Source organism: Aurantimonas coralicida DSM 14790 (assembly GCF_000421645.1).
Classification (GTDB): domain Bacteria; phylum Pseudomonadota; class Alphaproteobacteria; order Rhizobiales; family Rhizobiaceae; genus Aurantimonas; species Aurantimonas coralicida.
In genome coordinates this window covers 431089-455759 of the sequence record NZ_ATXK01000001.1, presented here as the reverse complement: position 1 = coordinate 455759, position 24671 = coordinate 431089, and the positions used below count along the sequence as shown (strand labels likewise).

Annotated in this window: 24 protein-coding genes; 13 read left to right on the top strand and 11 right to left on the bottom strand. The window is 67.8% G+C overall.

Annotation, left to right across the window (positions count from 1 at the left end; all coding sequences use genetic code 11):
• Positions 1-105 precede the first annotated feature (105 nt).
• Positions 106-282: a YdcH family protein gene (locus H536_RS23570; RefSeq protein ID WP_035694417.1), complete on the top strand. Its 177-nt coding sequence runs from the start codon at positions 106-108 to the stop codon at positions 280-282.
• Between the two features lie 87 nt (positions 283-369).
• Here H536_RS23570 and H536_RS0102160 read toward each other — a convergent pair whose 3' ends face one another.
• Both H536_RS0102160 and H536_RS0102155 read right to left on the bottom strand, forming a co-directional pair.
• Complete coding sequence (locus tag H536_RS0102160) at positions 370-2001, bottom strand: acyl-CoA synthetase (protein ID WP_024348901.1); 1632 nt, start codon at positions 1999-2001, stop codon at positions 370-372.
• A 94-nt stretch (positions 2002-2095) separates the two neighbouring features.
• Entirely contained in the window at positions 2096-2854 is a 759-nt protein-coding gene (locus tag H536_RS0102155) for a sulfite exporter TauE/SafE family protein (protein ID WP_024348900.1), read from the bottom strand.
• Positions 2855-3090: 236 nt separating this feature from the next.
• On the opposite strand from H536_RS0102155, the gene H536_RS0102150 reads away from it, so the two are divergent.
• The 8 genes from H536_RS0102150 (at position 3091) to H536_RS0102115 (ending at position 10556) form a co-directional block, all read left to right on the top strand.
• Positions 3091-3744, top strand: a complete 654-nt coding sequence (locus H536_RS0102150) for a thiamine phosphate synthase (RefSeq protein ID WP_024348899.1) — start codon at positions 3091-3093, stop codon at positions 3742-3744.
• Entirely contained in the window at positions 3741-4805 is a 1065-nt protein-coding gene (locus H536_RS0102145; RefSeq protein WP_024348898.1) for a tetratricopeptide repeat protein, read from the top strand. The genes H536_RS0102150 and H536_RS0102145 overlap by 4 nt, the downstream gene beginning before the upstream one ends.
• A 205-nt stretch (positions 4806-5010) precedes the next feature.
• On the top strand, positions 5011-5574 hold the full coding sequence (gene efp, locus H536_RS0102140) for an elongation factor P (RefSeq protein WP_009208693.1): 564 nt from the start codon (positions 5011-5013) through the stop codon (positions 5572-5574).
• Positions 5575-5644: 70 nt separating this feature from the next.
• Entirely contained in the window at positions 5645-6466 is an 822-nt protein-coding gene (locus H536_RS0102135; protein WP_024348897.1) for an inositol monophosphatase family protein, read from the top strand.
• Positions 6467-6639: 173 nt separating this feature from the next.
• Positions 6640-7689: a MotA/TolQ/ExbB proton channel family protein gene (locus H536_RS0102130; RefSeq protein WP_024348896.1), complete on the top strand. Its 1050-nt coding sequence runs from the start codon at positions 6640-6642 to the stop codon at positions 7687-7689.
• Between the two features lie 2 nt (positions 7690-7691).
• Positions 7692-8720 (top strand): peptidoglycan -binding protein, encoded by a 1029-nt coding sequence (locus H536_RS0102125; protein WP_024348895.1) that lies wholly within the window; start codon positions 7692-7694, stop codon positions 8718-8720.
• A 172-nt stretch (positions 8721-8892) separates the two neighbouring features.
• Positions 8893-10149: a PQQ-dependent sugar dehydrogenase gene (locus H536_RS0102120; protein ID WP_024348894.1), complete on the top strand. Its 1257-nt coding sequence runs from the start codon at positions 8893-8895 to the stop codon at positions 10147-10149.
• A 71-nt stretch (positions 10150-10220) separates the two neighbouring features.
• Positions 10221-10556 carry a c-type cytochrome gene (locus H536_RS0102115; protein ID WP_024348893.1) on the top strand — a complete coding sequence of 112 codons (336 nt, stop codon included), beginning with the start codon at positions 10221-10223 and terminating at the stop codon, positions 10554-10556.
• Positions 10557-10662: 106 nt separating this feature from the next.
• Here the strand turns inward: H536_RS0102115 and H536_RS0102110 are convergent, their stop codons facing one another.
• Positions 10663-12468 (bottom strand): ABC transporter transmembrane domain-containing protein, encoded by a 1806-nt coding sequence (locus H536_RS0102110; protein WP_024348892.1) that lies wholly within the window; start codon positions 12466-12468, stop codon positions 10663-10665.
• Positions 12469-12698: 230 nt separating this feature from the next.
• On the opposite strand from H536_RS0102110, the gene rpmE reads away from it, so the two are divergent.
• Complete coding sequence (gene rpmE / locus H536_RS0102105; protein WP_024348891.1) at positions 12699-12920, top strand: 50S ribosomal protein L31; 222 nt, start codon at positions 12699-12701, stop codon at positions 12918-12920.
• 128 nt (positions 12921-13048) lie between these two features.
• Here rpmE and H536_RS24880 read toward each other — a convergent pair whose 3' ends face one another.
• From H536_RS24880 to rcdA, 7 genes are all read right to left on the bottom strand, one after another.
• Entirely contained in the window at positions 13049-13216 is a 168-nt protein-coding gene (locus H536_RS24880) for a hypothetical protein (RefSeq protein WP_169513613.1), read from the bottom strand.
• A gap of 1 nt (position 13217) precedes the next feature.
• The gene (locus H536_RS0102095; RefSeq protein WP_024348890.1) at positions 13218-14552 is read right to left on the bottom strand and encodes an amidase; all 1335 of its coding nucleotides are present in this window, start codon (positions 14550-14552) and stop codon (positions 13218-13220) included.
• Positions 14542-15960, bottom strand: a complete 1419-nt coding sequence (locus H536_RS0102090) for a TRAP transporter large permease (protein WP_024348889.1) — start codon at positions 15958-15960, stop codon at positions 14542-14544. Before H536_RS0102090 ends, H536_RS0102095 begins: the two co-directional genes overlap by 11 nt.
• Positions 15957-16541 carry a TRAP transporter small permease subunit gene (locus H536_RS0102085; RefSeq protein ID WP_024348888.1) on the bottom strand — a complete coding sequence of 195 codons (585 nt, stop codon included), beginning with the start codon at positions 16539-16541 and terminating at the stop codon, positions 15957-15959. Before H536_RS0102085 ends, H536_RS0102090 begins: the two co-directional genes overlap by 4 nt.
• Positions 16542-16615: 74 nt before the next feature.
• Positions 16616-17776, bottom strand: a complete 1161-nt coding sequence (locus H536_RS0102080) for a TRAP transporter substrate-binding protein (RefSeq protein WP_024348887.1) — start codon at positions 17774-17776, stop codon at positions 16616-16618.
• 430 nt (positions 17777-18206) lie between these two features.
• The gene (locus tag H536_RS0102075; RefSeq protein WP_024348886.1) at positions 18207-19214 is read right to left on the bottom strand and encodes a zinc-dependent alcohol dehydrogenase family protein; all 1008 of its coding nucleotides are present in this window, start codon (positions 19212-19214) and stop codon (positions 18207-18209) included.
• Positions 19215-19372: 158 nt separating this feature from the next.
• Positions 19373-19924, bottom strand: coding sequence for a protease adaptor protein RcdA (rcdA, locus tag H536_RS22310; protein ID WP_228240260.1), 552 nt, complete (start codon positions 19922-19924; stop codon positions 19373-19375).
• 388 nt (positions 19925-20312) lie between these two features.
• On the opposite strand from rcdA, the gene H536_RS0102065 reads away from it, so the two are divergent.
• Positions 20313-21320, top strand: coding sequence for an NAD(P)H-quinone oxidoreductase (locus tag H536_RS0102065; RefSeq protein ID WP_024348884.1), 1008 nt, complete (start codon positions 20313-20315; stop codon positions 21318-21320).
• A 158-nt stretch (positions 21321-21478) separates the two neighbouring features.
• Positions 21479-22180: a DUF1013 domain-containing protein gene (locus H536_RS0102060; protein WP_024348883.1), complete on the top strand. Its 702-nt coding sequence runs from the start codon at positions 21479-21481 to the stop codon at positions 22178-22180.
• Positions 22181-22306: 126 nt separating this feature from the next.
• Here H536_RS0102060 and H536_RS0102055 read toward each other — a convergent pair whose 3' ends face one another.
• Positions 22307-23098 carry an SDR family NAD(P)-dependent oxidoreductase gene (locus tag H536_RS0102055; protein WP_024348882.1) on the bottom strand — a complete coding sequence of 264 codons (792 nt, stop codon included), beginning with the start codon at positions 23096-23098 and terminating at the stop codon, positions 22307-22309.
• A gap of 250 nt (positions 23099-23348) precedes the next feature.
• Here H536_RS0102055 and H536_RS0102050 point away from each other — a divergent pair, with 250 nt between their 5' ends.
• Positions 23349-24575 (top strand): prolipoprotein diacylglyceryl transferase, encoded by a 1227-nt coding sequence (locus H536_RS0102050; protein ID WP_024348881.1) that lies wholly within the window; start codon positions 23349-23351, stop codon positions 24573-24575.
• Positions 24576-24671 lie beyond the last annotated feature (96 nt).

Sequence of the window (24671 nt, the reverse complement as noted above, 5' to 3'; positions counted from 1 at the left end):
GACCGCCGGACCAATCGACAGTGCGACACTCTTGTGACACCGTCGACTGGTTGCTGGCTCCGGTTCGCATTGCGGACCGCGACCTAACTCACGAAGGGAGAAGCCATGTCCTTGGATACCCATCTCGCTACGCTGGAACAACGCCACTCGGCGCTCGACCACGAGATTTCAGCTGCGCTGGTATCGAAACCGGCGATGAGGGATTCGGAACTCCGGGAGATGAAGCGAAAGAAGCTCCAACTGAAGGACGAGATCGAGCGGCTGCGCCAGCCCGCCGGCTGATCTCAGACCTCCCAAGCCATTCCGCCCCGGCACCGGCAACGGTGTCGGGGCGTTTTTCGTCCGGGCCCGGGCGCCGCGCCGACATTCTCAGCCGATCGCCTTGCGCAGCACGTATTTCTGGATCTTGCCGGTGGAGGTCTTCGGGACCTCCTGGAAGCGGATCTCCTTGGGACATTTGAAGCGCGCCAGCCGCTCGCGGCAATGGGCGATGAGATCGGCCTCGGTGACGCTGCGGCCGGGCTTGAGCTCGACGAAGGCCAGCGGCGTCTCGCCCCATTTCTCGTCCGGCTTGGCGACCACGGCGGCGGTCGCGACATCCGGGTGCTGGTAGAGCGCGTCCTCGACCTCGATGGAGGAGATGTTCTCGCCGCCCGAGATGATGATGTCCTTGGCGCGGTCCTTCAGCTCGATATAGCCGTCCTCGTGCAGGACGCCGAGATCGCCGGAATGAAACCAGCCGCCGCGGAACGCCTCGGCCGACGCCTCGGGGTTCTTCAGATAGCCGCGCATGACGATGTTGCCGCGGAACATGACCTCGCCGATGGTCTCGCCGTCGGCCGGGGTCTTTTCCATCGTCTCCGAATGCATCACCGCCAGATCCTCCAGCGCCGGGTAACGCACGCCCTGGCGCGCCGTCTGGGCGGCGCGGGCCGGACCGTCGAGCGCGTTCCACTCGTCCTTCCACTCGTTGACCACGGCCGGGCCGTAGGTCTCGGTCAGGCCGTAGAGATGGGTGACCTCGAAGCCGGCGTCGCGCATGCCCGACAGCACCGATTGCGGCGGCGGGGCCGCGGCGGTGTTGAAGGTGACGGTCTGGTCGAAGTCGCGCTTGTCGCCGGCATCGGCGTTGATCAGTGTCGCCATGACCACCGGCGCGCCGCACAGATGGGTGACGCCGTGATCGGCGAGGGCGTCGAACATCGCCTTCGCCCGGACCCAGCGCAGGCAGACATGGGTGCCGGCCTGGACGGCAAGCGTCCAGGGAAAGCACCAGCCGTTGCAGTGGAACATCGGCAGCGTCCACAGATAGACTGGATAGCGGCCCATGCCGGAGGCGATGACGTTGGCGTAGCCCATCAGCGCGGCACCGCGATGGTGGTAGACGACGCCCTTCGGATTGCCGGTGGTGCCGGAGGTGTAGTTGAGCGAGATGGCGTCCCACTCGTCGTTGGGCATGTGCCAGGCATAGTCCGGGTCGCCCTCGGCGACGAGCGCCTCGTATTCCAGGCTGCCGATGGCCGGCCCCTTGGCGACCGGGGCGTCGGCGGGGAAATCCGGATCGTCGTAGTCGACGACGAGGGGCGTGACCTTGGCCTTCTTCAGCGCCTCGGCCATGACGCCCGAGAACTCGCGATCGACCAGCACGACTTTGGCTTCGGCATGGTCGAGCTGGAAGGCGATGATGTCGGCGTCGAGGCGGGTGTTGATGGACAGGAGCACGGCCCCGGTCATGGGCACGCCGTGATGGGCCTCGAGCATGGCGGGGGTGTTGGACAGCATCACTGCGACGGTGTCGCCACGCGCAATGCCGCGCCGTTCCAGCGCCGAGCCGAGGCGGCGCGAGCGCGCGTAGAACTCGGCATAGGTCCGCCGCAGTGCGCCGTGGATGATGGCGACCCGGTCCGGATGCACCAGCGCCGCGCGGGCCAGGTGGCTGAGCGGCGTCAGCGGCTGGTAATTGGCCGCGTTGCGATCGAGATGCTCGTCGTAGATGCCCATGTGTTCCGTCCCGAACTCCCCCGTTTGGGGCTGTTCTATAGAAGATCGGGAGGCGCGCGTCACGGCGGATTGCGCCGAACGCCGGCAGAGGGCCCTAGAAGAACAGCGCCCGGGCGCCATCGACGATGAGCTTCAGGCCGACCGGCACCAGCACCATGTAGGCGATCCAGTAGAAGGCCTTCGGGTCGACGCGGCGCACCAGCCAGACGCCGGCAAGGGTGGCGACCGGCGCCAGCGGCATGAGCACCGCCGAGGTCGCCAGATTGTCGGCCGAGAACTGGCCGAGCAGGAAATACGGGATCAGCTTGACGGCATTGGTGGAGGCGAAGAACAGCACCGAAGTGCCGGCATAGACCGGCGGCGGCAGGCGCAGGGGCATGACCGCGACCTGGAAGGGCGGGCCGCCGGCATGGCTGACGAAGCTGGAGAAGCCGGCGATGGCGCCCCAGCTGAGGCTCTTGGCGGTGTTGCGCGGCCGTGGCTCGAGCTGATGGCGCGAGCGCCAGAACCATTCGGCGGCAAACCACAGCGCCAAAAGGCCGATGACGAGGCGGATGCCATCGGCGGAAACCATGGTGGCGGTGAGATAGCCGAGAAGGACTCCGCCGAAGGAGGCCGGCAGCATGATGGCGATGACGCGGCGGTCGAAGGTGCCGCGCCAGGCGACGAGGCCGACGATGTCCATGGCCACCAGCACGGGCAGCATGATCGCCGCTGCGGTGACCGGCGAGATGACGACGGCCATCAGCGGGACGCCGACCAGCGTCAGCGCGCCGCCGAAGCCACCCTTGGCAAGGCCGACGAGAAGCACCGCGGGGATCGCGACGAGATAGAACAGCGGGTCGGTGATCACGCGGCGGACGGCTTCCGGTGGGAGTCAGCAAACGAAGGTGCCGCAGGAGTAGAACCGTCACACCGCCATGGCAACTGCGGGCGATGGCGGCATCCGGCGGGATGCGCCGGGGCATCGGGCCGTGGTCGCGGCCGCGGCGCGGCGGATGTTTCCCACCCGGCGAGTGATTTGCTAAAGCCTTTCGCGAAACGGCCGACACGACGATCGGCGCCCGACATGCAAGGTCAACATTTTCGATGGACACCGAATACATCCGTCCCCGGCTCGTACTCCTGACCACGCCGCTCGGCGACGCGGATGCCGTGACGGCCGTGCAGGCCGCGCTTGCCGGCGGCGACGTCGCCTCGGTCATTCTCGACCCGGCCGGCCGCGACGCCGTCTCCTTCCAGAACCTTGCCGAGAAGCTGGTGCCGATTATCCAGGCGTCGGGCGCCGCGGCGATCGTCGCCGACGACACGCGCTGCGCCGGCCGCGTCCAGGCCGACGGCATCCACATGACGTCGGGCGATCCGGCCGAACTGGGCGAGACGATGGAGCGCTTCGCGCCGAAGCTGATCGTCGGCGCCTCGGGCTTCGAGACCCGCCACGACGCGCTGGAAGCCGGCGAATTGCGCCCCGACTACCTGCTGTTCGGCCGGTTCGGCGGCGACGTCGATCCGAACCCGCATCCCAAGAGCATCGCCATGGGCGAATGGTGGGCCGAGATCGTCGAACTGCCCTGCATCGTCCTGGCCGGTTCGGACATCGAGAGCGTGGTGGAGGCCGCGGCGACGCGAGCCGAGTTCATCGCCCTGTCGGCTGCCGTCTTCGCGCAGCCGGATGCGGCAGGCGAGATGGTGGCGCGGGCCAATGCCCTGATCGACGCCTGGTTCGAAAGCGCGGCCGCATGAGAGCACCCGAACGAGCGGCCGGCGGGCGGCTTGTCCTTTTAGCGGGGCTGGCGGCGCTGATCATCGGCGCCGGGCCGGCCTGGGCCCAGAGCGAGGATGCGCCGGCCGAGGCCGCGACGGCTGATCCGGCGGCGCTGGATCAGGGAACGCTGACCGAGGGCGCGCAGGGCGAGGCGCTGCCGGTGCCGGCGGAGGTCGCGCCCGAGACGCCGCCGGCGGAAGGCCAGCAGCCGTCCCCCAGCGATCTGGCCTACGGCGCCTATCAGCGCGGCTTCTACCTGACGGCGCTGAAGCTGGCCGAGCCGATCGCCAATCTCGGCGACCCGGCGGCGCAGACGCTGCTCGGCGAGATCTATTCGCGGGCGCTCGGCGTGCCGCAGGATCTGCAGAAGGCGGCGCACTGGTACGAGGCGGCGGCCAAGGCCGGCAGCGCCGAGGGCCAGTTCCGCTTCGCGCTGATGCTGCTGGACGGCACCGTGGTCGCCTCGGACATCGCCAAGGCACGCGACCTGATGGCGGCGGCCGCCGAGCAGGGCCTGCCGCTGGCCCAGTACAATTACGCACAGATGATCGTCCAGGCCTCGCCCTCGGGCGGCTTCGAGGAAGCCTTCGGCTATTTCCAGAAAGCCGCCAATGCCGGCGTCGCCGATGCGCAATACGCCATGTCGCAGCTCTATGAGTATGGCCGCGGCGTGCAGGCCGACAGCGCCGTGGCGCGCAAATGGCTGCGCGCGGCGGCGATCAACGGCCTCGGCGCGGCGCAGGTGGAATTCGGCATCTGGCTGATCAACGGCAAGGGCGGCCCGCCGCAGCTGGAGGACGGCTTCCGCTTCCTCAAGCGGGCGGCCGACCGGGGCAATCCCATCGCCATCAACCGGGTGGCGCATCTCTACAAAGACGGCGTGGGAACCGCGCCGGACCGGCTGCAGGCGGCGAAATGGGCGGTGCTGGCCAAGCGGGTGGAAAACTCCGACCCGACCCTCGACGACTTCTTCCGCGGGCTCGATCCGCAGACCCAGAAGTCGGCCCTGGAGGCGGCCAACCGGTTCCGTTCGCGCTGAGCGGGACAGCCGAAACCCGCCACAAGGCTTGAATGGCGGGGTAAATTATGGTCTTGAGCCCCGACCCGCAGAGATCGTCAGACGAAGGCATGGAGCCCGGCACCGGCCGGCCGCCCCCTTCCGGCGAGCGAGCCTGCCGATCAATAACGCTGCCGCTGCCGTGCGACCGGATCGTCGCCGACGCGAGAACCCTTCGAGAGCATCGATGAAGATCAACGGAAACGAAATTCGCCCTGGCAACGTCATCGAGCACAATGGCGGCCTGTGGGCGGCGGTGAAGACCGCCCATGTGAAGCCCGGCAAGGGCGGCGCCTTCGCCCAGGTCGAGCTGAAGAACCTGATCGACGGCACCAAGCTGAACGAGCGCTTCCGCGCCTCCGAGACCGTCGAGCGCGTCCGCCTGGAGCAGAAGGACTACCAGTTCCTCTACGCCGAGGGCGAGATGCTGGTGTTCATGGACACCGAGACCTACGAGCAGCTGGAGCTCCAGAAGGACTTCGTCGGCGAGCGCGCGGCCTTCCTGCAGGACGGCATGATGGTCACGGTGGAAAGCCACGAGGACAAGCCGATCGGCATCAAGCTGCCCGACCAGGTGGTGCTGGCGATCGTCGAGGCCGACCCGGTGGTCAAGGGCCAGACCGCGGCCTCCTCCTACAAGCCGGCGGTGATGGAGAACGGCATGCGCGTGATGGTGCCGCCGTTCATCGAGACCGGCGAGCGCATTCTCGTTGATACCAACGAGATCACCTATCTGCGCCGCGCCGACTGAGGCTGAGCCCGAGATTTCCTGACGGCGGCCGCCATCCGGGCGGCCCTCTCTTATTCGACGAAAGCAGACGATGGCCCGATCCGCGCTTCTCCATGTGATGACGCAGGCCGCCATGAAGGCCGGCCGTTCCCTGATCCGCGACTTCGGCGAGGTGCAGAACCTGCAGGTCTCGATGAAGGGACCGGCGGATTTCGTGTCCAATGCCGACCGCCGGGCCGAGGAGATCGTCCACCAGGAGCTGTCGCGGGCGCGCCCGGACTGGGGCTTCCTGATGGAGGAGCGCGGCGTCGTCGAGGGCAACGACCCGCAGCACCGCTGGATCGTCGACCCGCTGGACGGCACCACCAACTTCCTGCACGGCATTCCGCAATTCGCCATCTCGATCGGCCTCGAGCGTGACGGCCAGATCGTTGCCGGCGTGGTGTTCAACCCGGCGATGGACGAACTCTACACGGCGGAAAAGGGCGGCGGCGCCTTCGTCAACGACCGGCGCCTGCGGGTCGCGGCCCGCAAGTCGTTGGCGGAAGCGCTGTTCGGCACCGGCACGCCGTTCCTCGGCCATGGTGACCATGCCGGCTATCTGTACGAGCTGCGCCAGATCATGGGCGAGACCTCGGGCGTGCGCCGCATGGGCGCGGCCTCGCTGGACATGGCCTATGTGGCGGCGGGCCGGCTCGACGGCTTCTGGGAGCGCAAGCTGAAGCCCTGGGACGTGGCCGCCGGTTCGATCCTGGTGCGCGAGGCGGGCGGCTTCATCAGCGGCATGAACGGCGCCAAGTTCGACCACGAGATCGGCGACGTGGTCTGCGGCAACGAGTTCATGCGCAAGGCGCTGAGCGACCAGATCGCCCTGGCCGAGCGCAAGCGCACGGCTGCCGCCCAGAACGGCTGAGACGACCGCGGCCGCATCGTCGGCCGGGGCAGACGGCAGGGGACGGCTGGCGGGGCGACGTAACGGGCGTTTAAAAGAGCCGCATTATTCCTTACCTTGCCTTATGGTTCGAGTGAACGCGGGCAGCGGGGTCCGTGCCGTGGACCCGAACCGGCGGAGTTGATTGGAACGCGATGCAGGTCTTCAGATCGTCTACGGACAACACCGGGCGGCCGGATGATTTCGATCCGAACCGGCTGTCGAGCCCCATGGTCTTCCTGTGGTCGATGCTGGTGTTCCTGGCGCTGGCCTCCTTCGTGGCGGCAATCCTCGGCCGGCAGATCTCCACCGCCTTCGCCACCAATCCCGGGCTGAACGGCCTGATCATCGGCGTACTGGCCGTCGGCATCCTTTTGGCCTTCCTGCAGGTGCTGCGGCTGTCGCGAGAGGTCCGCTGGGTCAACGCCTTCCGCGAGGGCTCGTCGGATTTCGACCGGCTGAAGGATCCGGTGCTGCTGGCGCCGATGCGCGGCCTGATCGGTCGTCGGCGCTCGATCTCGCTGTCGACCCATTCGATGCGCTCGATCCTCGATTCGATCGCCACGCGCCTCGACGAGACCCGCGACATCGCCCGCTACCTGATCGGCCTGCTGGTGTTTCTCGGCCTGCTCGGCACGTTCTGGGGCCTGTTGCGCACCATCGGCTCGATCGGCGCGACCATCCAGGGCCTCGATCCGGCCGCCGGCGACACCGCCAGCGTTCTGGACGCCCTGAAGGCGGGCCTTGCCGCGCCGCTGTCGGGCATGGGCACGGCGTTTTCCTCGTCGCTGTTCGGCCTGTCCGGCTCGCTGGTGCTCGGCTTTCTCGACCTGCAGGTCGGGCGGGCGCAGAACCGGTTCTATACCGAGCTGGAAAACTGGCTGTCCTCGGTGACCGATGTCGGCTCCGACATGGTGCTGCCGCCGACGGGCGAGGGGGCGCAGGTGGCCGCCGGCGGTTCGGAGCAGCTGCGGCAATTGTCCGAGCAGATCGACAAGATCGCCAAGGACCAGACCACGACGCCGCGCACCAGCGCCGCCATGGCCAATCTGGCCGAGAGCATCCAGGGCCTCGTCACCCACATGCGCAGCGAGCAGCAGATGCTGCGGGACTTCGTGGAGACCCAGGCCGGTGAGCAGCGCGAGTTGCGGCAGGTGCTGGACCGGCTCGCCGGCAGTCTCGGCGACAAGCGCAAGGAACCCTAGCCATGGCGCTGTCGCGCAACCGCAGGAGCGATCGGTCGGTCGATTACTGGCCGGGCTTCGTCGATGCGCTGTCGACGCTGCTCCTGGCGATCATGTTCCTTCTGTCGGTGTTCGTGCTGGCGCAGTTCCTGCTCAGCCGCGAGATCACCGGCAAGGACGAGGTGCTCGACCGGCTGAACAGCCAGATCAACGAGCTGACCCAGCTGCTGGCGCTGGAGCGCTCGACCACCCAGGACAACGAGGACCAGATCGCCAATCTGCGGGCGTCGCTCGCCGGCATCGAGGAGGAGCGCTCGCGCCTGCAGGAGGCGCTGGAATCGGGATCGGGCTCGGCGGCCGCCGCCTCGGCCCGGGTCGAGGGCCTGCAGACGGCGCTCAGCGAGGAGCAGGAGCTGTCGCAGCGGGCCCGCTCGCAGGTGGAGCTTCTGAACCAGCAGCTTGCCGCCCTGCGCCAGCAGATCGGCGCGCTGGAGCGGGCGCTGGAGGTGTCCGAGAGCCGCGACGCGGAAAGCCAGACCAAGATCGCCGATCTCGGCCGGCGCCTGAACGTCGCGCTCGCCCAAAGGGTGCAGGAGCTGTCGCGCTATCGCTCGGACTTCTTCGGCCGGCTGCGCGAGATCCTGTCGGATCGCGAGAACATCCGCATAGTCGGCGACCGCTTCGTGTTCCAGTCGGAAGTGCTGTTCCCCTCGGGGTCGGACGTCCTGCAGGAGGAAGGCACCGACGAGATGGCCAAGCTCGCCGAGGCGATCGTTGCGCTCAATCGCGAGATCCCGTCGGACATCAACTGGATCATCCGGGTCGACGGGCACACCGACAACGTGCCGATCTCCGGTGGCCGGTTCGAGGACAATTGGGAGCTGTCGACCGAGCGCGCCGGCGCGGTGGTCAAGTATCTGATCAGCCAGGGCGTGCCGCCCGAGCGGCTGGCGGCGACGGGCTTCGGCGAATACCAGCCGATCGATCCCGAGAACACGCCCGAGGCCCGCGCCCGCAACCGGCGCATCGAGTTCAAGCTGACCGAACGCTGAGCCGCCGCGTCATCTCGAGCCTCCGAGACGCTGCGACCTTGCGGCGCGCCTCCCGCCGCCGTCGGTGGGCGGTGCATGATTGACGATGTCGCGAAGTGCATGCCAGCATCCTGCCCGAGGGGAAGGGCACCCCCTCCACAACGATCGCGCCCAGCGCGGCAGGGGAGGAAACATGCACAGGATCCTGATGAGCACGGTCGCCGTGTTCGCACTCATGGCGGTGTCGCCGGCGGCGGCGCAATCCGACGACAACATGAAAAAGCTGCAGGGCATGCAGTCGACGGGTACATCGATGGATTTCCAGACCATCGACCAGACCGGCGGCTATGCCGACCAGCTGCGCAAGAACCTGGAAGCGATCACGCTGCCGGACGGCTTCGAGATCTCGCTCTACGCGGTGGTTCCGGACGCCCGCCACATCGCTGTCGGCCCGCAGGGCGTCGCCACCTTCGTGGGCACCCGCAAGCAGACCGTCTGGGCGATCACCGACCGCGACCGTAACCGGGTGGCCGACGAGGTGAAGCAGTTCGCCCCGTCGATCGACTTCACCATCCCGAACGGCGTCTGCTTCTCCGATGACGGCTTCCTGTTCATCGCCGAGCAGAACCGGGTGCTGGTGCTGCCGGCCGCCGAGTTCTTTTACGAGAGCCCGGACGTGGCCGTCGGCGTGGTGGTGGACAAGGGCGAGCTGATTCCGGCCGCCGAGGAATCCTTCAATCACACCGCCCGCGTCTGCCGGATCGGGCCGGACAACAAGCTCTATGTCTCGCTCGGCCAGCCCTACAACGTGCCGCCCGAGGAGAAGAGCGACCTCTACAAGCGCGAGGGCATCGGCGGCATCGTGCGGATGGAGCGCGACGGCAGCGGCCGCGAGGTCTACGCCACCGGCGTGCGCAATTCGGTCGGCATGGACTTCAACCCCGACAATGGCGAGCTGTGGTTCACCGACAACCAGGTCGACGGCATGGGCGACGACATCCCGCCGGGCGAGCTGAACCGGGCGACCGCGTCCGGCCAGGATTTCGGCTTCCCCTGGTATGGCGGCGGCAGCGTGCGCACCAACGAGTACAAGAACGCCGAGATCCCCGCCGACGTGGTGATGCCGGAAGTCGAGATGGACGCCCATGCGGCCGATCTGGGCATGACCTTCTATGACGGCGACAGCTTCCCGCGGAAATATCGCGGCGGCATCTTCTCGGCCCAGCACGGCTCGTGGAACCGGACCGACCCGATCGGGGCGCGGGTGATGTTCACCTCGCTCAACGAGGACGGCTCGGCCAAGGAGACGGAAGTCTTCGCCGAGGGCTGGCTGTCGGACAGCGGCGAATATATCGGCCGCCCGGTGGACGTGGCGACGCTGAAGGACGGCTCGCTGCTGGTCTCCGACGATCTGGCGGGCGCGATCTACCGGATCGCCTACACCAAATAGGCGTTCTTGACGCCGACAGGGCCGCGCCGGGAGACCGGGGCGGCCCGCCACCCTCCAGACGGATGACCCCCATGACCAAGTTCCTGCCGCGTGGCCTCGCCGCGGCGCTGCTTCTTCTCGCCTCGTCCGCCGCCATGGCCGCGGATCTGGCGGCCGGCAAGGAGAAGGCCGCCATGTGCGCCACCTGCCACGGCCTCGACGGCGTCGCGACAGCGCCCGATGCCCCGAACATCGCCGGCGACAGCGCCTTCTATCTCGCCGAACAGCTCAAGGCGTTTCGCTCGGGCGCGCGCCAGCACCAGCAGATGTCGATCATCGCGCAGGGTCTGGAAGACGCCGACATCGCCGATCTGGCCGCCTGGTATGCGGCGATCGAGGTGACGGCGACCATGCCCGAGGTGGATTAGCCGGGACGCCGGGCTTTGCGGGCGCAGGGTCCGGCGGTCCGCGGCAAAGGTACGACGCTTCGCCCGGAGGTGACGCGGCGCGCTGCGGGACGCCGCGTTCGCGGTGCTATTCGGCGGCGCCGAGCATCGCGTCGGTGCGGCCGGCCTCGAACTGCAGGCGGGCGAGACGGGCATAGATGCCGTCTTTGGCGATCAGCGAGGCGTGGGTGCCTTCCTCGACGATCTGGCCGCCATCGAGGACGAGGATGCGGTCGGCCTTCAGGACCGTGGCGAGGCGATGGGCGATGACCAGCGTCGTGCGGCCCTCCATCAGCTTTTCCAGCGCCCGCTGGACGAGGATCTCGCTTTCGGCGTCGAGGGCGGAGGTCGCCTCGTCGAGGAGCAGGATCGGCGCGTCGCGCAGGATCGCCCGGGCGATCGCCACGCGCTGGCGCTGGCCGCCCGACAGGGTGATGCCGCGCTCGCCGATCACGGTGTCGTAGCCGTCCTGCATGGCCTCGATGAAGCCTTCGGCCAGCGCCGAGCGGGCCGCCGAGACCACCTGCGGGCGCGAGGCGTTGGGATCGCCGAAGCCGATATTCTCGGCGGCGGTCGCGGCGAAGATGGTCACGTCCTGGGGGACGAGGGCAATGCGGCTGCGCAGCTCTTCCAGATCGGCCGCGCGCACGTCGACACCGTCGATCAGGACGCGGCCGGCATCGGGATCGTAGAAGCGCTCGATCAGCGAGAAGATGGTCGACTTGCCGGCGCCGGACGGGCCGACGATGGCGACGGTCTCGCCGTGCTTCACGGTGAAGGACAGGTCGTGGACCGTCGAGACGTCGGGCCGCGTCGGATAGGCGAAGCTGACCCGGTCGAAGACGACCTCGCCGCGCGCCGGCCGGGGCAGAGCGACGGGATCGGCGGGCGAGCGGATGGCCGGTTCCTCGGCCAGAAGCTCGGACAGGCGCTCGGCGGCGCCGGCGGCCTGGGCGATCTCGCCCCAGACCTCCGAGAGCTGGCCCACAGCGCCCGCGGCGAAGACGGCGTAAAGGAGGAACTGCCCGAGCGTGCCGCCGCTCATGGTGCCCTCGGTGACCTGCTGGGCGCCGATCCACAGGACGGCGATGATCGACGAGAAGATCAGGAAGATGGCGAAGGCGGTGAGGAAGGCGCGGGCGCTGACCGAGGCGCGGGCGGCCTGGAAGGCGCGATCGACGGCGGCGGCGAAGCGGTTGCCGGTGGCGGTCTCGCTGGTGAAGGCCTGGACGGTGCGCACGGCGCCGATCGCCTCGGTGGCATAGGCGGTGGCGTCGGCCAGCGTGTCCTGGGCGTAGCGCGAGCGGCGACGCACGGAACGGCCGAAGGCGACCAGCGGCACGATGATGACGGGAATCGCGGCGATGACGATCAGCGACAGGCCGGGGCTGGTGATGACCATCATGACGACGGCGCCGATGAACAGGATGGCGTTGCGCAGGGCCAGCGAGGCGGTGGCGCCGACGACGGACTTGATCTGGGTGGTGTCGGCGGTCAGGCGCGAGACGATCTCGCCGGTCAGCGCCCGGTCGTAGAAGCCCGGCGACAGGCGGGTCACCCGGGAGAAGACATCCTTGCGCAGATCCGCCACGACGCGCTCGCCCAGCGTGATGACGAAATAGTAGCGGCCGGCGCTGGCGATTGCGAGGACGGCGGCCAGGACCACCAGCATGGCGAAATAGGTGTCGATGAAGGCGGTGCTGGGGGCGTCGAAGCCCTTGTCGATCACCCTGCGCACGGCAAGCGGCAGGGAGAGCGTGGTGAGGGCCGCCAGCGACAGGAAGAAGATCGCGCCGGCGACCTTGGCCTTGTAGCGCTTCAGATAGGGAATCAGCCGGGCGAGGGGCTTCAGGTCGCGGCGCTTGCGTTCGGCTTCGCGCTCGCCGGCTGTCATCTGGCGCAAGCCCGCCTCCAGTCATTCTCGCAGTTCATGAACCCGCCGCGCACACCGCGACGGGGATGGCCTCCGGCTCTTGTGCCGACAGGTGCCCTCATGTATAGGCTCGTCCTCGAATTTGAAAGCGATCGCGCTTTCCAACTCCGCGACATCGAGACCTGCAGGCGGCCCTGTCCGCAGCTGTGTCGGTTTGGCGGGGATCCGGCCAGACCCAAGGATCGAAGGCGATGAAAGACAAAATCCACCCGGACTACCACACGATCACCGTCGTGATGACCAATGGCACCGAGTATCAGACCCGGTCGACCTGGGGTTCTGACGGCGACAAGATGAATCTCGACATCGATCCGACCAGCCATCCGGCCTGGACCGGCGGCAACCAGCAGCTGCTGGACCGCGGCGGTCGCGTGTCGCGCTTCAAGAAGCGGTACGAAGGCCTCGGCATGTAAGAGGCCGACACGGAGTCGACATGAAAGAAGCCCGGCCATCGTGCCGGGCTTTTTGCTGTCTGGGGTCCGGAAGCGACGCGCGGCGGGGCCGCGCGGTCGCGTGCCGAGGTCGCCGCGCGCGACGCGCGTCAGGGCTTCGGCGTCGGATCGTGGAAGAACAGGTCGTAGCCGGCCAGCAGCACGGTCGCCAGGAGCACCAGGCCGAGATCCGGCGACGGCACGTGGACGATGAGAATCAGCAGGAAGGCGCACAGGACGGCGTAGGCCACCAGCGACAGCTTGCGTTCCAGTGTCATGTCAGGCGCTCCCGTTGGTCAGTTGCGTTTCGAGCCAGTGCGCGGTGCGCAGTAGGCGGCCGTCCTCGCCGCGCCGGCCGACGAGCTGGACGCCAATGGGCTGGCCATCGGGGGTCTCGAGCAGCGGCAGCGTCACGCAGGGCACCCCGAGGAAGGTCCACAGAGCATTGAACACGTTCTCGCCCTCCGGCGCCACGACGGGCCGGGCCGGACCGATGGCGGCGGGGGTGAGGATGGCGTCGCAGCGCGACAGGACCGCCTCCAGCCCCGCATAGAGCACGGCGCGCCAGTCGAGGGCGGCGAGGTAGTCGCGGGCGAGGATGGCGTCGCCCTGTTCCAAGAGGGCCGTCAGCTCGGGCGAGACGGCGCCGGGGTAGCGCTGGCGCGTGCCGTAGAGGTTCTTGGCGGCCTCGGCCAGCCGGACCCGCTCGGCATGGATCAGCCCGTCGGCGAAGATCTCCGGCAGGTCGGCGTCGAAGCAGCGCTCGCCGAGTTCGCTCGCGACCTCGCCGATGCCTTCCTGCGTGAGCGGATCGGCGCGGTCCCACCAGGGCGTGCGCACGATCGCCAGCGTCGGCACGACGGGCGGCGTCATGCCGGCCTGGGCGAGGAGCTGCGGATGCGGCGTCGCCTCGGTCGAGGGGTCGGCCAGATCGTTGCCGAACAGGCATTCGGCCAGGAGCGCGACGCCGGAGATGCTGCGGGCACAGACGCCCGGGGCGTCGAGGCTGGGGGCCACGTCGCGGACGCCGCGGCGCGGGATGGCGCCGAAGGTCGGCGTGTAGCCGGTGATGCCGCTGGCCGAGGCGGAGCGGATCAGCGCGCCATCGCCGGACATGCCGACGCCGAGCGAGGCGGCACCGCGGGTGACCGCCGTGACGCAGCCGTCGATGCCGGTGGCCGGGGCATCGCTGTCCGTCGACTGGACCGCAGGGCCGATGCCGAGTTCGCGCACCGCCGTCTTGCCGGCGATCAGCGCACCGGCCGAGCGCAGGCGCTCGACGATGGCGGAATCGGCTTCCGGCACGCGGCCGGCGAAGGGGGCGAAGCCGGCGATGGCCGGCATGCGCGCCGCGTCGATCATGTCGTCGACGGCGACCGGCAGGCCGTGCAGCGCGCCGATGGAGCGCAGGCGCCCCCGCTGGGTGTCGAGATGGACGCCCTGACGGCGCGCGAAATCGGCGTCGAACCAGGCGAAGGCGGCGGCCGCCACCGGATCGCTCTCGACCCGGGCGGCGGCGGCGTCGGCGACCTCCGCCGCGCGCGCGGCGCCCCCTGCCAGCCGCTCGCGCAGGTCGAGCGGCGGCAGGTCGATCAGCGAACTCCTAGCGGCCATAGAAGACTTCCGGGAGGTAGTAGACCGACTGCGGGACGAGATAGACCACCGCCATCGCCAGGAAGACCATCATCAGGAAGGGCAGGACGCCCTTGAAGATGTCGGTCAGCTTCACGTCCGGCGGCGCGATGCCCTTCAGGTAATAGGCCGACATGGCCATGGGCGGCGTCAGGAACGAGGTCTGCAGGTTCAGGGCGACGAGGATGCCGAAGAACAGCGGATCGATGCCGAACATTTCCAGGAGCGGCAGGAAGATCGGCACGAAGATGATGATGATCTCCGACCATTCCAGCGGCCAGCCGAGCAGGAAGATGATCAGCTGGGCGAGCAGCAGGAACTGCAGCGGCGTCAGGTCGAGGCCGCGGACGAACTCCGAGATCACCTGCTCGCCGCCGAGATAGGAGAAGACCGAGGAGAAGATGTAGGAGCCGACGAAGAGCCAGCAGACCATCGCCGTGGTGCGGACCGTCAGATAGACGGATTCGCGCAGCCGCTGGAAGGTGAGGGCCCTATAGCCGACGGCCAGCAGAATGCCGCCGAGGGCGCCGATGGCCGCCGCCTCGGTCGGGGTGGCGAGGCCGAACAGGATCGAGCCGAGAACGGCGAGGATCAGGAAGGCCAGCGGCAGGAACGACGTCAGGATCATGAAGGTCAGCCGCAGGAACGGCACGTCCGGCACCTCGTCCTTGGTCGGGCGCGGGGCGGCGCTCGGCTGCAGGACGGACCGGCCGATGATGTAGACGAGGTAGAGGCCGACGAGGATCAGGCCCGGCAGCAGCGCGCCGGCATAGAGCCGGACGATGGAGACGCCGGAGGCCGCCGCATAGACGATCAGCATGATCGAAGGCGGGATCAGGATGCCGAGCGTGCCGCCGGCGCAGATGATGCCCGAGGCGAAGGACTTGTCGTAGCGCGCATTCAGCATCGCCGGCAGGGCGAGCAGGCCCATCAGGGTGACGACGGCGCCGACGATGCCGGTGGCGGTGGCGAAGAGGGCGCAGGTGATCAGCGCCGCAACGCCCATCGAGCCCGGCATGTTCTTGGACGCGATGTTGAGCGTCGTGAACAGGCGGTCGACGATGTTGGCGCGTTCGACGATGTAGCCCATGAACAGGAACAGCGGGACGGCCGTCAGCACCTCGTTCGCCATCACCGTATAGGTCTGGTTGATGAACAGGTCGAAGACCGTGTTGCTGAAGAACCCGTCTATCCAGAGCGTGAAACTGTCCCAGCTGGAGGCCAGCTCGTCGAGCCGGTTGTAGCTGCGCCACATGCGGTTGGGGTCGAAATAGGCGTAGTAGCCGAAGCCGATACCCATCGCCATGAGGGTGAAGGCGATCGGAAAGCCGAGGAAGACGAGGAAGATAAACAGCCCCAGCATCAACAGGGCGAGTTGCGGGTCACTCATGGATGGGCATCTCTCTCGGCCGCGGTCGCCTTGTTGAGGACGGTGTCCTCGGTTTCCTGAACGTCTTCCTCGGGCCGGATCCATTCACCGCCACGGATGCACTGGATGCAGCGCATCATCTCGGCAATGCCCTGGATGAAAAGGAGGATGCCGGCGGCGACGATGACGGTCTTGAACTGGTAGATCGGAATGCCGGCCGGGCTGTTGACGCTGACCTCGCCGTAGCGCCAGGAGCGCGCGGCGTATTTCCAGCCGGCCAGGATCAGCGCCGTGACGCCGGGAAAGAAGAAGAAGACGTAGAGCACCAGGTCGACCATGGCCTGGGTGCGGGGCTTCCACATCCGGTAGAGGAAGTCGCCGCGGACATGGCCGCTGCGCGACAACGTATAGGCGCCGCCCATCATGAAGAGCGTGCCGTACATGATGAAGGAGACGTCGAGGGCCCAGGGGGTCGGCGATCCGAGGACGTATCGCACGAAGACCTCGTAGCTCGTCCCGAACGTCATGAGAATGATCAGCCAGGCAAAGGCCTTGCCGAAAGCTGCCGACAGGGCGTCGGCAAAACGAATGAATGCGATCATGGACTCCCGATCCTCGTACAGAAATGTCCGGCGGTATCAGCCGCCGGACATTCCGTTCTTCGACGCAGCCGGCGTCAGCTCGGCAGCTTGCCCGGGAAGAAGAAGTTGTAGGCCAGACGATAATCCGGCGAGTTGAGCAGCTCGTAGTACGAGACGCGCTCGACCCATTCGCGCTGGCTGTCGAGGATTTTCTTGAAGAAGGTGTCTTCCTCGAGCCCGACGATCAGCTGCTTCCAGGCTTCCAGCTGGGCTTCCAGGATTTCCGGCGGGGTCTGGCGGACCGTCACCCCGTCGACGTCCTGCAGTTCCTGCAGGTCCTTGGAATATTCGTTGAGGGCGAGCGCCGTATTGGCCGTGGAGGCCGCCTCGACGCTGTATTCCATGATGGCCCGCAGGTCGTCGTCGAGATCCTCCATGAAGTCCTTGTTGAACAGGAACTCGAAAGCCTCGCTCGCCTGGTGGTAGGAGCCGAGATAGTAGTTCTTGGCCACGTCCTGCGCACCGAAGCGACGGTCGGAGGAGGGGTTGTTGAACTCGAAGGCGTCGATGACGCCGCGCTCCATCGCCGGCACGATTTCACCGCCCGGAAGCTGGGCGACGCTCATGCCCATGGACTGCATCAGATCGGCAGCCAGACCCACGGTGCGGTACTTGAAGCCTTCGATGTCGGCGACCGAGTTGACCGGCTCCTTGAACCAGCCGAAGGGCTGTGCCGGCATCGGGAAGCCCATCATGCCGATGACGTTCAGGCCCATGACGTCCTGGGTCAGCTCCTTGTAGAGCTCGCTGCCGCCGCCCTGGTAGAACCACGACAGCATGGTGGTCGGGTTGCCGCCGAAGACCGGGCCGGTGCCGAACAGCGAGGCGGCCTTGTTCTTGCCGTACCAGTAGGCCGACACCGAATGGGCGGCATCGATGACGCCGTCATTGACCGCGTCCATCACCTGGAAGGCGGCGACGACGGCGCCGGCCGGCAGGAGATCGATCTTGAGGCGGCCGCCGGACATGGTCTCGACACGCTCGACATATTGCCGGGCGAAATCCATCCAGATGTCCGAGGCCGGCCAGGACGTCTGCATCTTCACGACCAGCGGCGACTGGGCCAGCACGGCCGGCGCAGCGAGAGTGCCGGCAGCCGCTCCCGCAGCAACGACGCCACCCCTCAGGAACTTGCGGCGAGAAACGCCGTCATTCGACTTGGACAGGCTCTCAACGTTGTTATTGCGGCGCAGCATTATCTACTCCTCCCTTATGAATTAACTCGGAATGACCTGTTGCCTCCCAGCGCGTGCAAGATTGCCGATTAAAAACTCCACGTCAATCAAGGCGGAAGCCAACCGTCTTGAGCAGCCGCTCATGTGAGGAAGGCCGCGCGCCGGGCAGGGCCAGCCGATCGCGGGGTGGCGGCAAGGCGCAACGGCGCTGCAGCAGGTGGAGCAGCCGCAAGCCGATGGTTTGCAAGGGCTTGCGTGCGATTTACGTTTACGGAAGAGGCATATCCGGGCGCGCCAGGTTGCGGGTCCGGCGGGGCCTGCGCGCGGCGTTGCGGGCCGCGATCACGATGGCGGGAAACGCTGCACCGGCCGCCCCGGGTCGCAAGATGAGACCAAAGTCTAACGCGCCGGGCGGTGCAAAACCGCGCCGCCCGGCGGTGGTGATCGGCGCCTAGAATTCCAGGCAGATCTTGCCGAAATGCGCGCCCGATTCCTCGTGGCGGAAGGCGTCGGCGATGTCCTCCAGCGCGAAGCTGCGGTCGATGACCGGCTTCAGGCCGATGGCGTCGATGGCGCGGACCATGTCCATCTGGTGCCGCCGGCTGCCGACGATGAGCCCCTGCAGGCGCTGGTGCTTGGCCATCAGGGCGGCGGTCGGCACCTCGCCGGCGCGCCCGGTGAGGACGCCGATGAGGGCGAGGTGGCCGCCGATGCGGCAGGCGGTGATCGACTGCGGCAATGTGCCCGGGCCGCCGACCTCGATGACGTGGTCGACGCCGCGGCCTTCGGTGAGGTCGAGGACGGTCTGTCCCCAGCTCTCGTCGCGCTTGTAGTTGATCGTGTGGTCGGCGCCCATCTCGCGCAGCCGCTTCAGCTTCTCGTCGGAGGAGGAGGTGGCGATGACGCGGGCCCCCATCAGCCGGGCGAATTGCAGGGCGAAGATCGAGACGCCGCCGGTGCCCAGCACCAGCACGGTGTCGCCGGCCTTGATGCCGCCATCGACGACAAGGGCGCGCCAGGCGGTGAGGCCGGCGGTGGTCAGGGTGGCGGCTTCGGCGTGGCTGAAACCCTTCGGGGCATGGGTGAACCAGGTGGCGGGACGCACGACCTCCTCGCGGGCATAGCCGTCAACGCCGTCCCCGGGCGTGGTCCTGAAGTCGGCCACCGGCGGTTCGCCATCGAGCCACAGCGGGAAGAAGGTCGAGACGACATGGTCGCCGACGGTGAACGCGCTGACGCCGTCGCCGACGGCCTCCACGGTGCCGGCGCCGTCGGACATGGGGATGCGACCGTCCTCGGTCGGCATGCGGCCGCTGACGACGCCGTAATCGTGGAAATTGAGGGAGCTGGCGCGAATCCGCACGCGGATTTCACCGGGGCCGGGCGCGCCCGGTGCGTCGCGCTCGACGAGCTGTAACTGGTCGAGGCCGCCGGGCTTGCTGAGCTGGATCACGCGCATCGCGTCGTCTCCTGGGTTCGCTGGAAGGGTGGGGAGCGAACGCAAGGAGGCGAGGGCGGTTGCGGCTTGGCGGCGAACACACCGTCGCCTGCGTCGCTCAAGGGCGGGCCATGGACCCGCAGACGGGGCGACCGCCTGTTGCCGACCGCGGGGAGCGATCAGCCGTGGAAGGCGGTCTTCAGCAGGTCGATCTGCTCGCCGACGGGATTGCGCGCGGCATGCTCCGGCTCGGCGGCGTTCTCGCCATAGATCTCGCGATCCAGCATGGCGATGCGGCGCTCCAGCATGAGGGCGCGTTCGACGAGATCGCGGAAGGCTTCCGGGAGTTCGCCGTAATTCGGCGAATCCTTGGCGCTGCCGAGGCCTTCGAGACGGACCTTGACCTTCTCGGCCTCGACCTGGGCGCGCGACATGTCGCCCTGGTTGGCGGCACGCTGGAGCAGGAGCCAGGAGGCGACCTGCATCAGCCGGGTGGTCAGGCGCATGGATTCGGCGGCGTAGAGCGTGGTGCCGTGCTTGGACAGCGCCTTCGCCTCGACCCGGCCGGCGCCGTCGAGATAGATCGCCGTCTCGTCGACCAGGGCCATGCCCTGGTTGAACAGCGGCTGGAAGGAGCGCGAGAAGGCCAGATGCTCGGCGAGCCGGATCGTGCGGTCGCCGTCCGATGTGCCGTTGGATTGGATCGTCATCGAGCCGAATTCACTCCCCATCGCGGACACCTTTTCGCACTGCCAGAATCGGTCGGACCGCGAACAGGGCGCGGTCGTCGAACGAGAACAGGGTGCGTCCGTTACCAAGGCTTTGCAAGCGAGGGCGCTGGACAAGGTTAATTGCTGTTAAGCAAGCGCGGCAGGGGCGGGACGGTTCCGCCGGTCTGTCAAAAAAAGGGGCCGCGTGAGCGGCCCTTCAGGAGTTTTCAACAGGGAGGCGTCAAACGGGGCGGAAACCGCTCCGTCTATCCATCAATCCGGCGTTCCTTCAATCTGGACTGATCTCAGTTAAACCCCGGAAACCTTACTCAGGGCTTAACGGTGGTTCGCTTTCGTAGGAATTTCTCTACGTTTCGTGGCGACGGCCAACACGGAGATCACGCAGACCATGACGATACCCCAGGACATGCAGGCAGCCCTTCTCGACGGATTCGGCGGACCCGAGGTGCTGAAGCCCGGCACGCGGCCGGTGCCGAAGCCGGCCGCCGGCGAGGTGCTGGTGGCGGTGGCCGCGGCCGGGGTGAACCGCCCGGACGTGATGCAGCGCCAGGGGATGTATCCGGCGCCGGCCGACGCGCCGGACTGGCCGGGCCTCGAGATCGCCGGCACCGTCGTGGCGCTGGGCGAGGGCGCCAGCCGCTTTGCCGTCGGCGACCGGGTGATGGCGCTGGTGCCGGGCGGCGGCTATGCCGAATACGCCACCGTCGCCGAGGTGAACGCGATCCCGGTGCCGACATCGCTGTCGATGATCGAGGCGGCCGGCGTGCCGGAGACCTATTTCACCGTCTGGCACAACGTCTTCCAGCGGGCCAAGCTGACGGCGGGTGAGAGCTTCCTCGTACATGGCGGCACGTCGGGCATCGGCACGACGGCGATCCAGCTGGCGAAGCATTTCGGGGCGCGGGTGTTCGCCACGGCGGGCAGCGACGACAAGTGCCGGGCGGCCGAATCCCTCGGCGCCGAGGACTGCATCAACTACCGCACGCAGGATTTCGTCGAGGCGCTGCGCGAGAAGACCGACGGCAAGGGGGTCGACGTGATCCTCGACATGGTCGGCGGCGAGTACACGCCGCGCAATCTGCAGCTCGCCGCCGAGGACGGGCGGATCGTGCAGATCGCCTTCCTGAAGGGGCCGAAGACGCAGATCGACCTGACGCCGCTGATGCGCAAGCGGCTGACCTTCACCGGCTCGACCCTGCGCAACCGGCCGGTCAGCTTCAAGGCGGTGATCGCGTCCGAACTGACCGATCAGGTGGTGCCGCTCCTGGAAGCGGGCACGGTGAAGCCGCTGATCGACGAGGTCTATCCGCTGGAGAAGGCCGCCGATGCGCATCGCCACATGGACGAGGATCACATCGGCAAGATCATCCTGACGACGCGCCATCTGGAGAGCTGAGCGCGTCGCGGCGGCCCCTGCCGGGTCGCCGCACGGGAAATCCGGCGATTTCCTTGCACCAATATGGCTAACGGCCTATAAGGGCGCCCGAATTCCCGTACATGTGGTGAGTATCCACGGCCGGCCCTTCCGGGGCAGGCACTTAGGAGGATTGTATCGTGGCACAGCAATTATTGATGCCAAAAGCGACCGCCGTCTGGCTGGTCGACAACACTTCGCTGTCCTTCGAACAGATCGCGGATTTCTGCACGCTGCACCATCTCGAGGTGAAGGCGATCGCCGACGGCGAATCGGCCCAGGGCATCAAGGGTCTCGACCCGATCATGACCGGCCAGCTGTCGCGCGAGGAGATCGAGGCGGCGGAGAAGGATCCGAACCGCAAGCTGAAGCTCGCCGCGCCGAAGGTGCGGGTGCCCGAGGCCAAGCGCAAGGCGCCGCGCTACACGCCGGTGTCGAAGCGCCAGGACCGCCCGAACGCGATTCTCTGGCTGGTGCGCAACCATCCGGAGCTGAAGGATTCGCAGATCTCGAACCTGGTCGGCACGACCAAGAACACGATCCAGCAGATCCGCGACCGCAGCCACTGGAACTCGGCCAATCTGCAGCCGATGGACCCGGTGACGCTGGGGCTGTGCACGCAGATCAATCTCGACCTGGAAGTCGAGAAGGCCTCGCGCGGCATCGTCCGCCCCGAGGAGATCGCCGAGGAAGAGCGCCTGCTGTCGGCCTCGCAGACCCAGAACTGGGACCGTTCGCGCGAAGACCGCGAAGAGGGCGAGCTCGACGCGGCGGCGGTGTTCGCCAAGCTCTCCTCGATGCAGAGCACGGATACCGACGAAGACGACGGCAACCAGAACTGAGATCGCCCGCGGCCGGAGACGGCCCCGGGACATGCCAAAGCGGCGCCGGAGTGATCCGGCGCCGCTTTCGTTTGTGGAAATGTCCTGGGATGCGGGACGGCGGCCGGGCGGCCTGCCGCCATGCGCTCAGTCGGGCTCGGGCGGCGCGACGGTGTAGTTGAGGCCGAGGCGGCCGCCATCGGCATAGAGCGTCTGGCCGGTGACGTAGCTGGCCTCGGCGGAGGCGAGGAAGGCGGCCAGCGCGGCGATCTCCGACGGCTCGCCGATGCGGCCCATCGGGGTGCGCGACAGGATGCGTGCCGTGGCGTCCTTGTCGGCGACGACCGAGCGCAGCATGTCGGTCATGATCGAGCCCGGTCCGATGGCGTTGACGCGGATGCCGTAAGGCGCCAGCGACTGGGCCATCACCTTGGTGAGCTGGTTCATGCCGCCCTTGGAGACCGAATAGCCGACCTGGTCGGGCAGGGCGAAAACGGCGTTGACCGACGACATGTTGACGATCGATCCCGGCTCGCCGCCATCCTTGACCTTCTGCACCAGATGACGCGCCACCGCCTGGCCGCACAGGAAGGCGCCCTTCAGATTGACGTTCAGCACCTTGTCGAAGGCTTCCTCCTCCAGATCGAGGAAGTCGGCCTTGTGGACGATGCCGGCATTGTTGACGAGGATGTCCACGTCGCCGAAATCGTCGAGGGCGGTGGCGACGAGATTGTGGACATGCAGCCGGTCGGCGACGTTGCAGACCACCGAGCGGATCTCGCCCAGTTCCTTCAGTTCGGCCGCGGCAGCGAGGCCGGCCCGCTCGTCGACATCGGCGATGATCACCCGGGCGCCGTCCTCTAGGAAGCGGCGGGCGATGGCCTGGCCGATCCCCTTGGCGCCACCGGTGACGATCGCGACCTTGCCTTCGAGTGACATGGCGCTTCTCCTTTGACATCTCAGCCGCGCCGAACGCGGCAACGCGCTCTCCATACCAGAATGGGCGGGCAAGGGCAGGGGCGCCGGACCGGTTCGCCGGCCGCCGCGTCAGCCTCGGTCCAGACGGCGATGCTTATGCTGCCGGCAGGGCACGGGATTGAACGCCGCAGGGGCGCCGATTAGTGTCGCCCTGTCTCTTCCCATCGCGCGCAAGGCGCCGAGGGGCTCTTTGCAAGTGGAGTGACCGTCCTTGGCCAGCGCGATCGAACAGAGCGTCAGACGCGCGCTGCAGAAGGGGAATGCCGCCGATCCGGATTTTCGCCTCGTGGTCTACGAAGCGGCCGAGCGCGCCATTCTCCGCGTGCAGTCGGCGCAGCACAGCGACGAGGCGGAAGCCGATCGCAAGCGCCAGGCGCTGATCAGCGCGATCGAGGCGATCGAGGCGGAATATCCGGCGCCGGGCGGCTTTGGGGACGATGCCGTGTCCGAGGACGGCGACGCGACGGCATCAGTCGAGCCGGACGTCGCCGCGCCTGCCACGCCGCCGATCCCGGCTGAGACGCCGGAGGCGATGCCGGCCACCGACGACGAAACGCAGGCAGCAGATACGCCTGACACCGCTGCGCCGTCGGCTGGTGCGACACGTACCGCCGAGGCGGCGCCCATGTCACCGACGCCCGCTGCGAAGACGCCGTCCGCAAAGACCGCGTCCGCCAAGGCGCCTGCGGCCAAGGCCGACGCGACGGCCGCGACCGCCAAGCCCGGCGCCGCGACATCCACCAAGCCGGTGCGCGACCGCTGGTCGCCCGACCACAAGCCGAAGCGCGGCCGTCCGTTCAGCGAGGCCAGCAACAAGCTGGTCGGCGCGGTCATCGTCGTCCTGTTGCTGCTGCTGATCGCCGCGGCGGTCTGGGTCGTGCTGCCGCTGTTCTCCACCGCGCCGGCGCCGGTCGCCAGCGAGGATGGGCCGACCATCGCCGAGACGATCCAGTCGGCCGGCGAGGACCCGGCGCTGACCGGCGGACCCTCGCCGGACAACTGGATCGACGTCTTCGCCGGCACCGACCTTGAGAAGATCGCGGCCGAGGGCGGCGCGCGCGCCAGTGGCGTGGCGGGATCGGGCGGCCGGATGGCCGTGCAGATCGCCGCGCCGGCCGATGGCGACGGGTCGGAGGTCAGCCTGGTCATCGGCGCGGGAATCGTCGAGCAGATCGCCGGCAGCCGGGCCCGCGGCGAACTCGCCGTCGGATCACCCGACGACCAGGGCCGCGAATTCAGCGTGAGCTGCCTGTTCGCCGGCGAAACGGTCTGCGGGCGCCAGCGCTTCCAGGTGAGTGCCGCGGAGGAGACCTTCGTCTTCGACATGGCGGTGCCGGAAGGCGCCATGGGCGCCGCGCAGCTGGTCATCGATCCGCAGATCGGAACCGGGGCGGGCGACCTGAACGTCTACGGTTTCCGTGTCCAGGCCATCGACTAGCACCGGCGCCGCCGGCTCGCGAACTGCGCCGGGCGCCAACCGGCGTCATCGATCTTCGACAATTCTGCGCTAGGAAGGACGGATGTCGCATTCGTC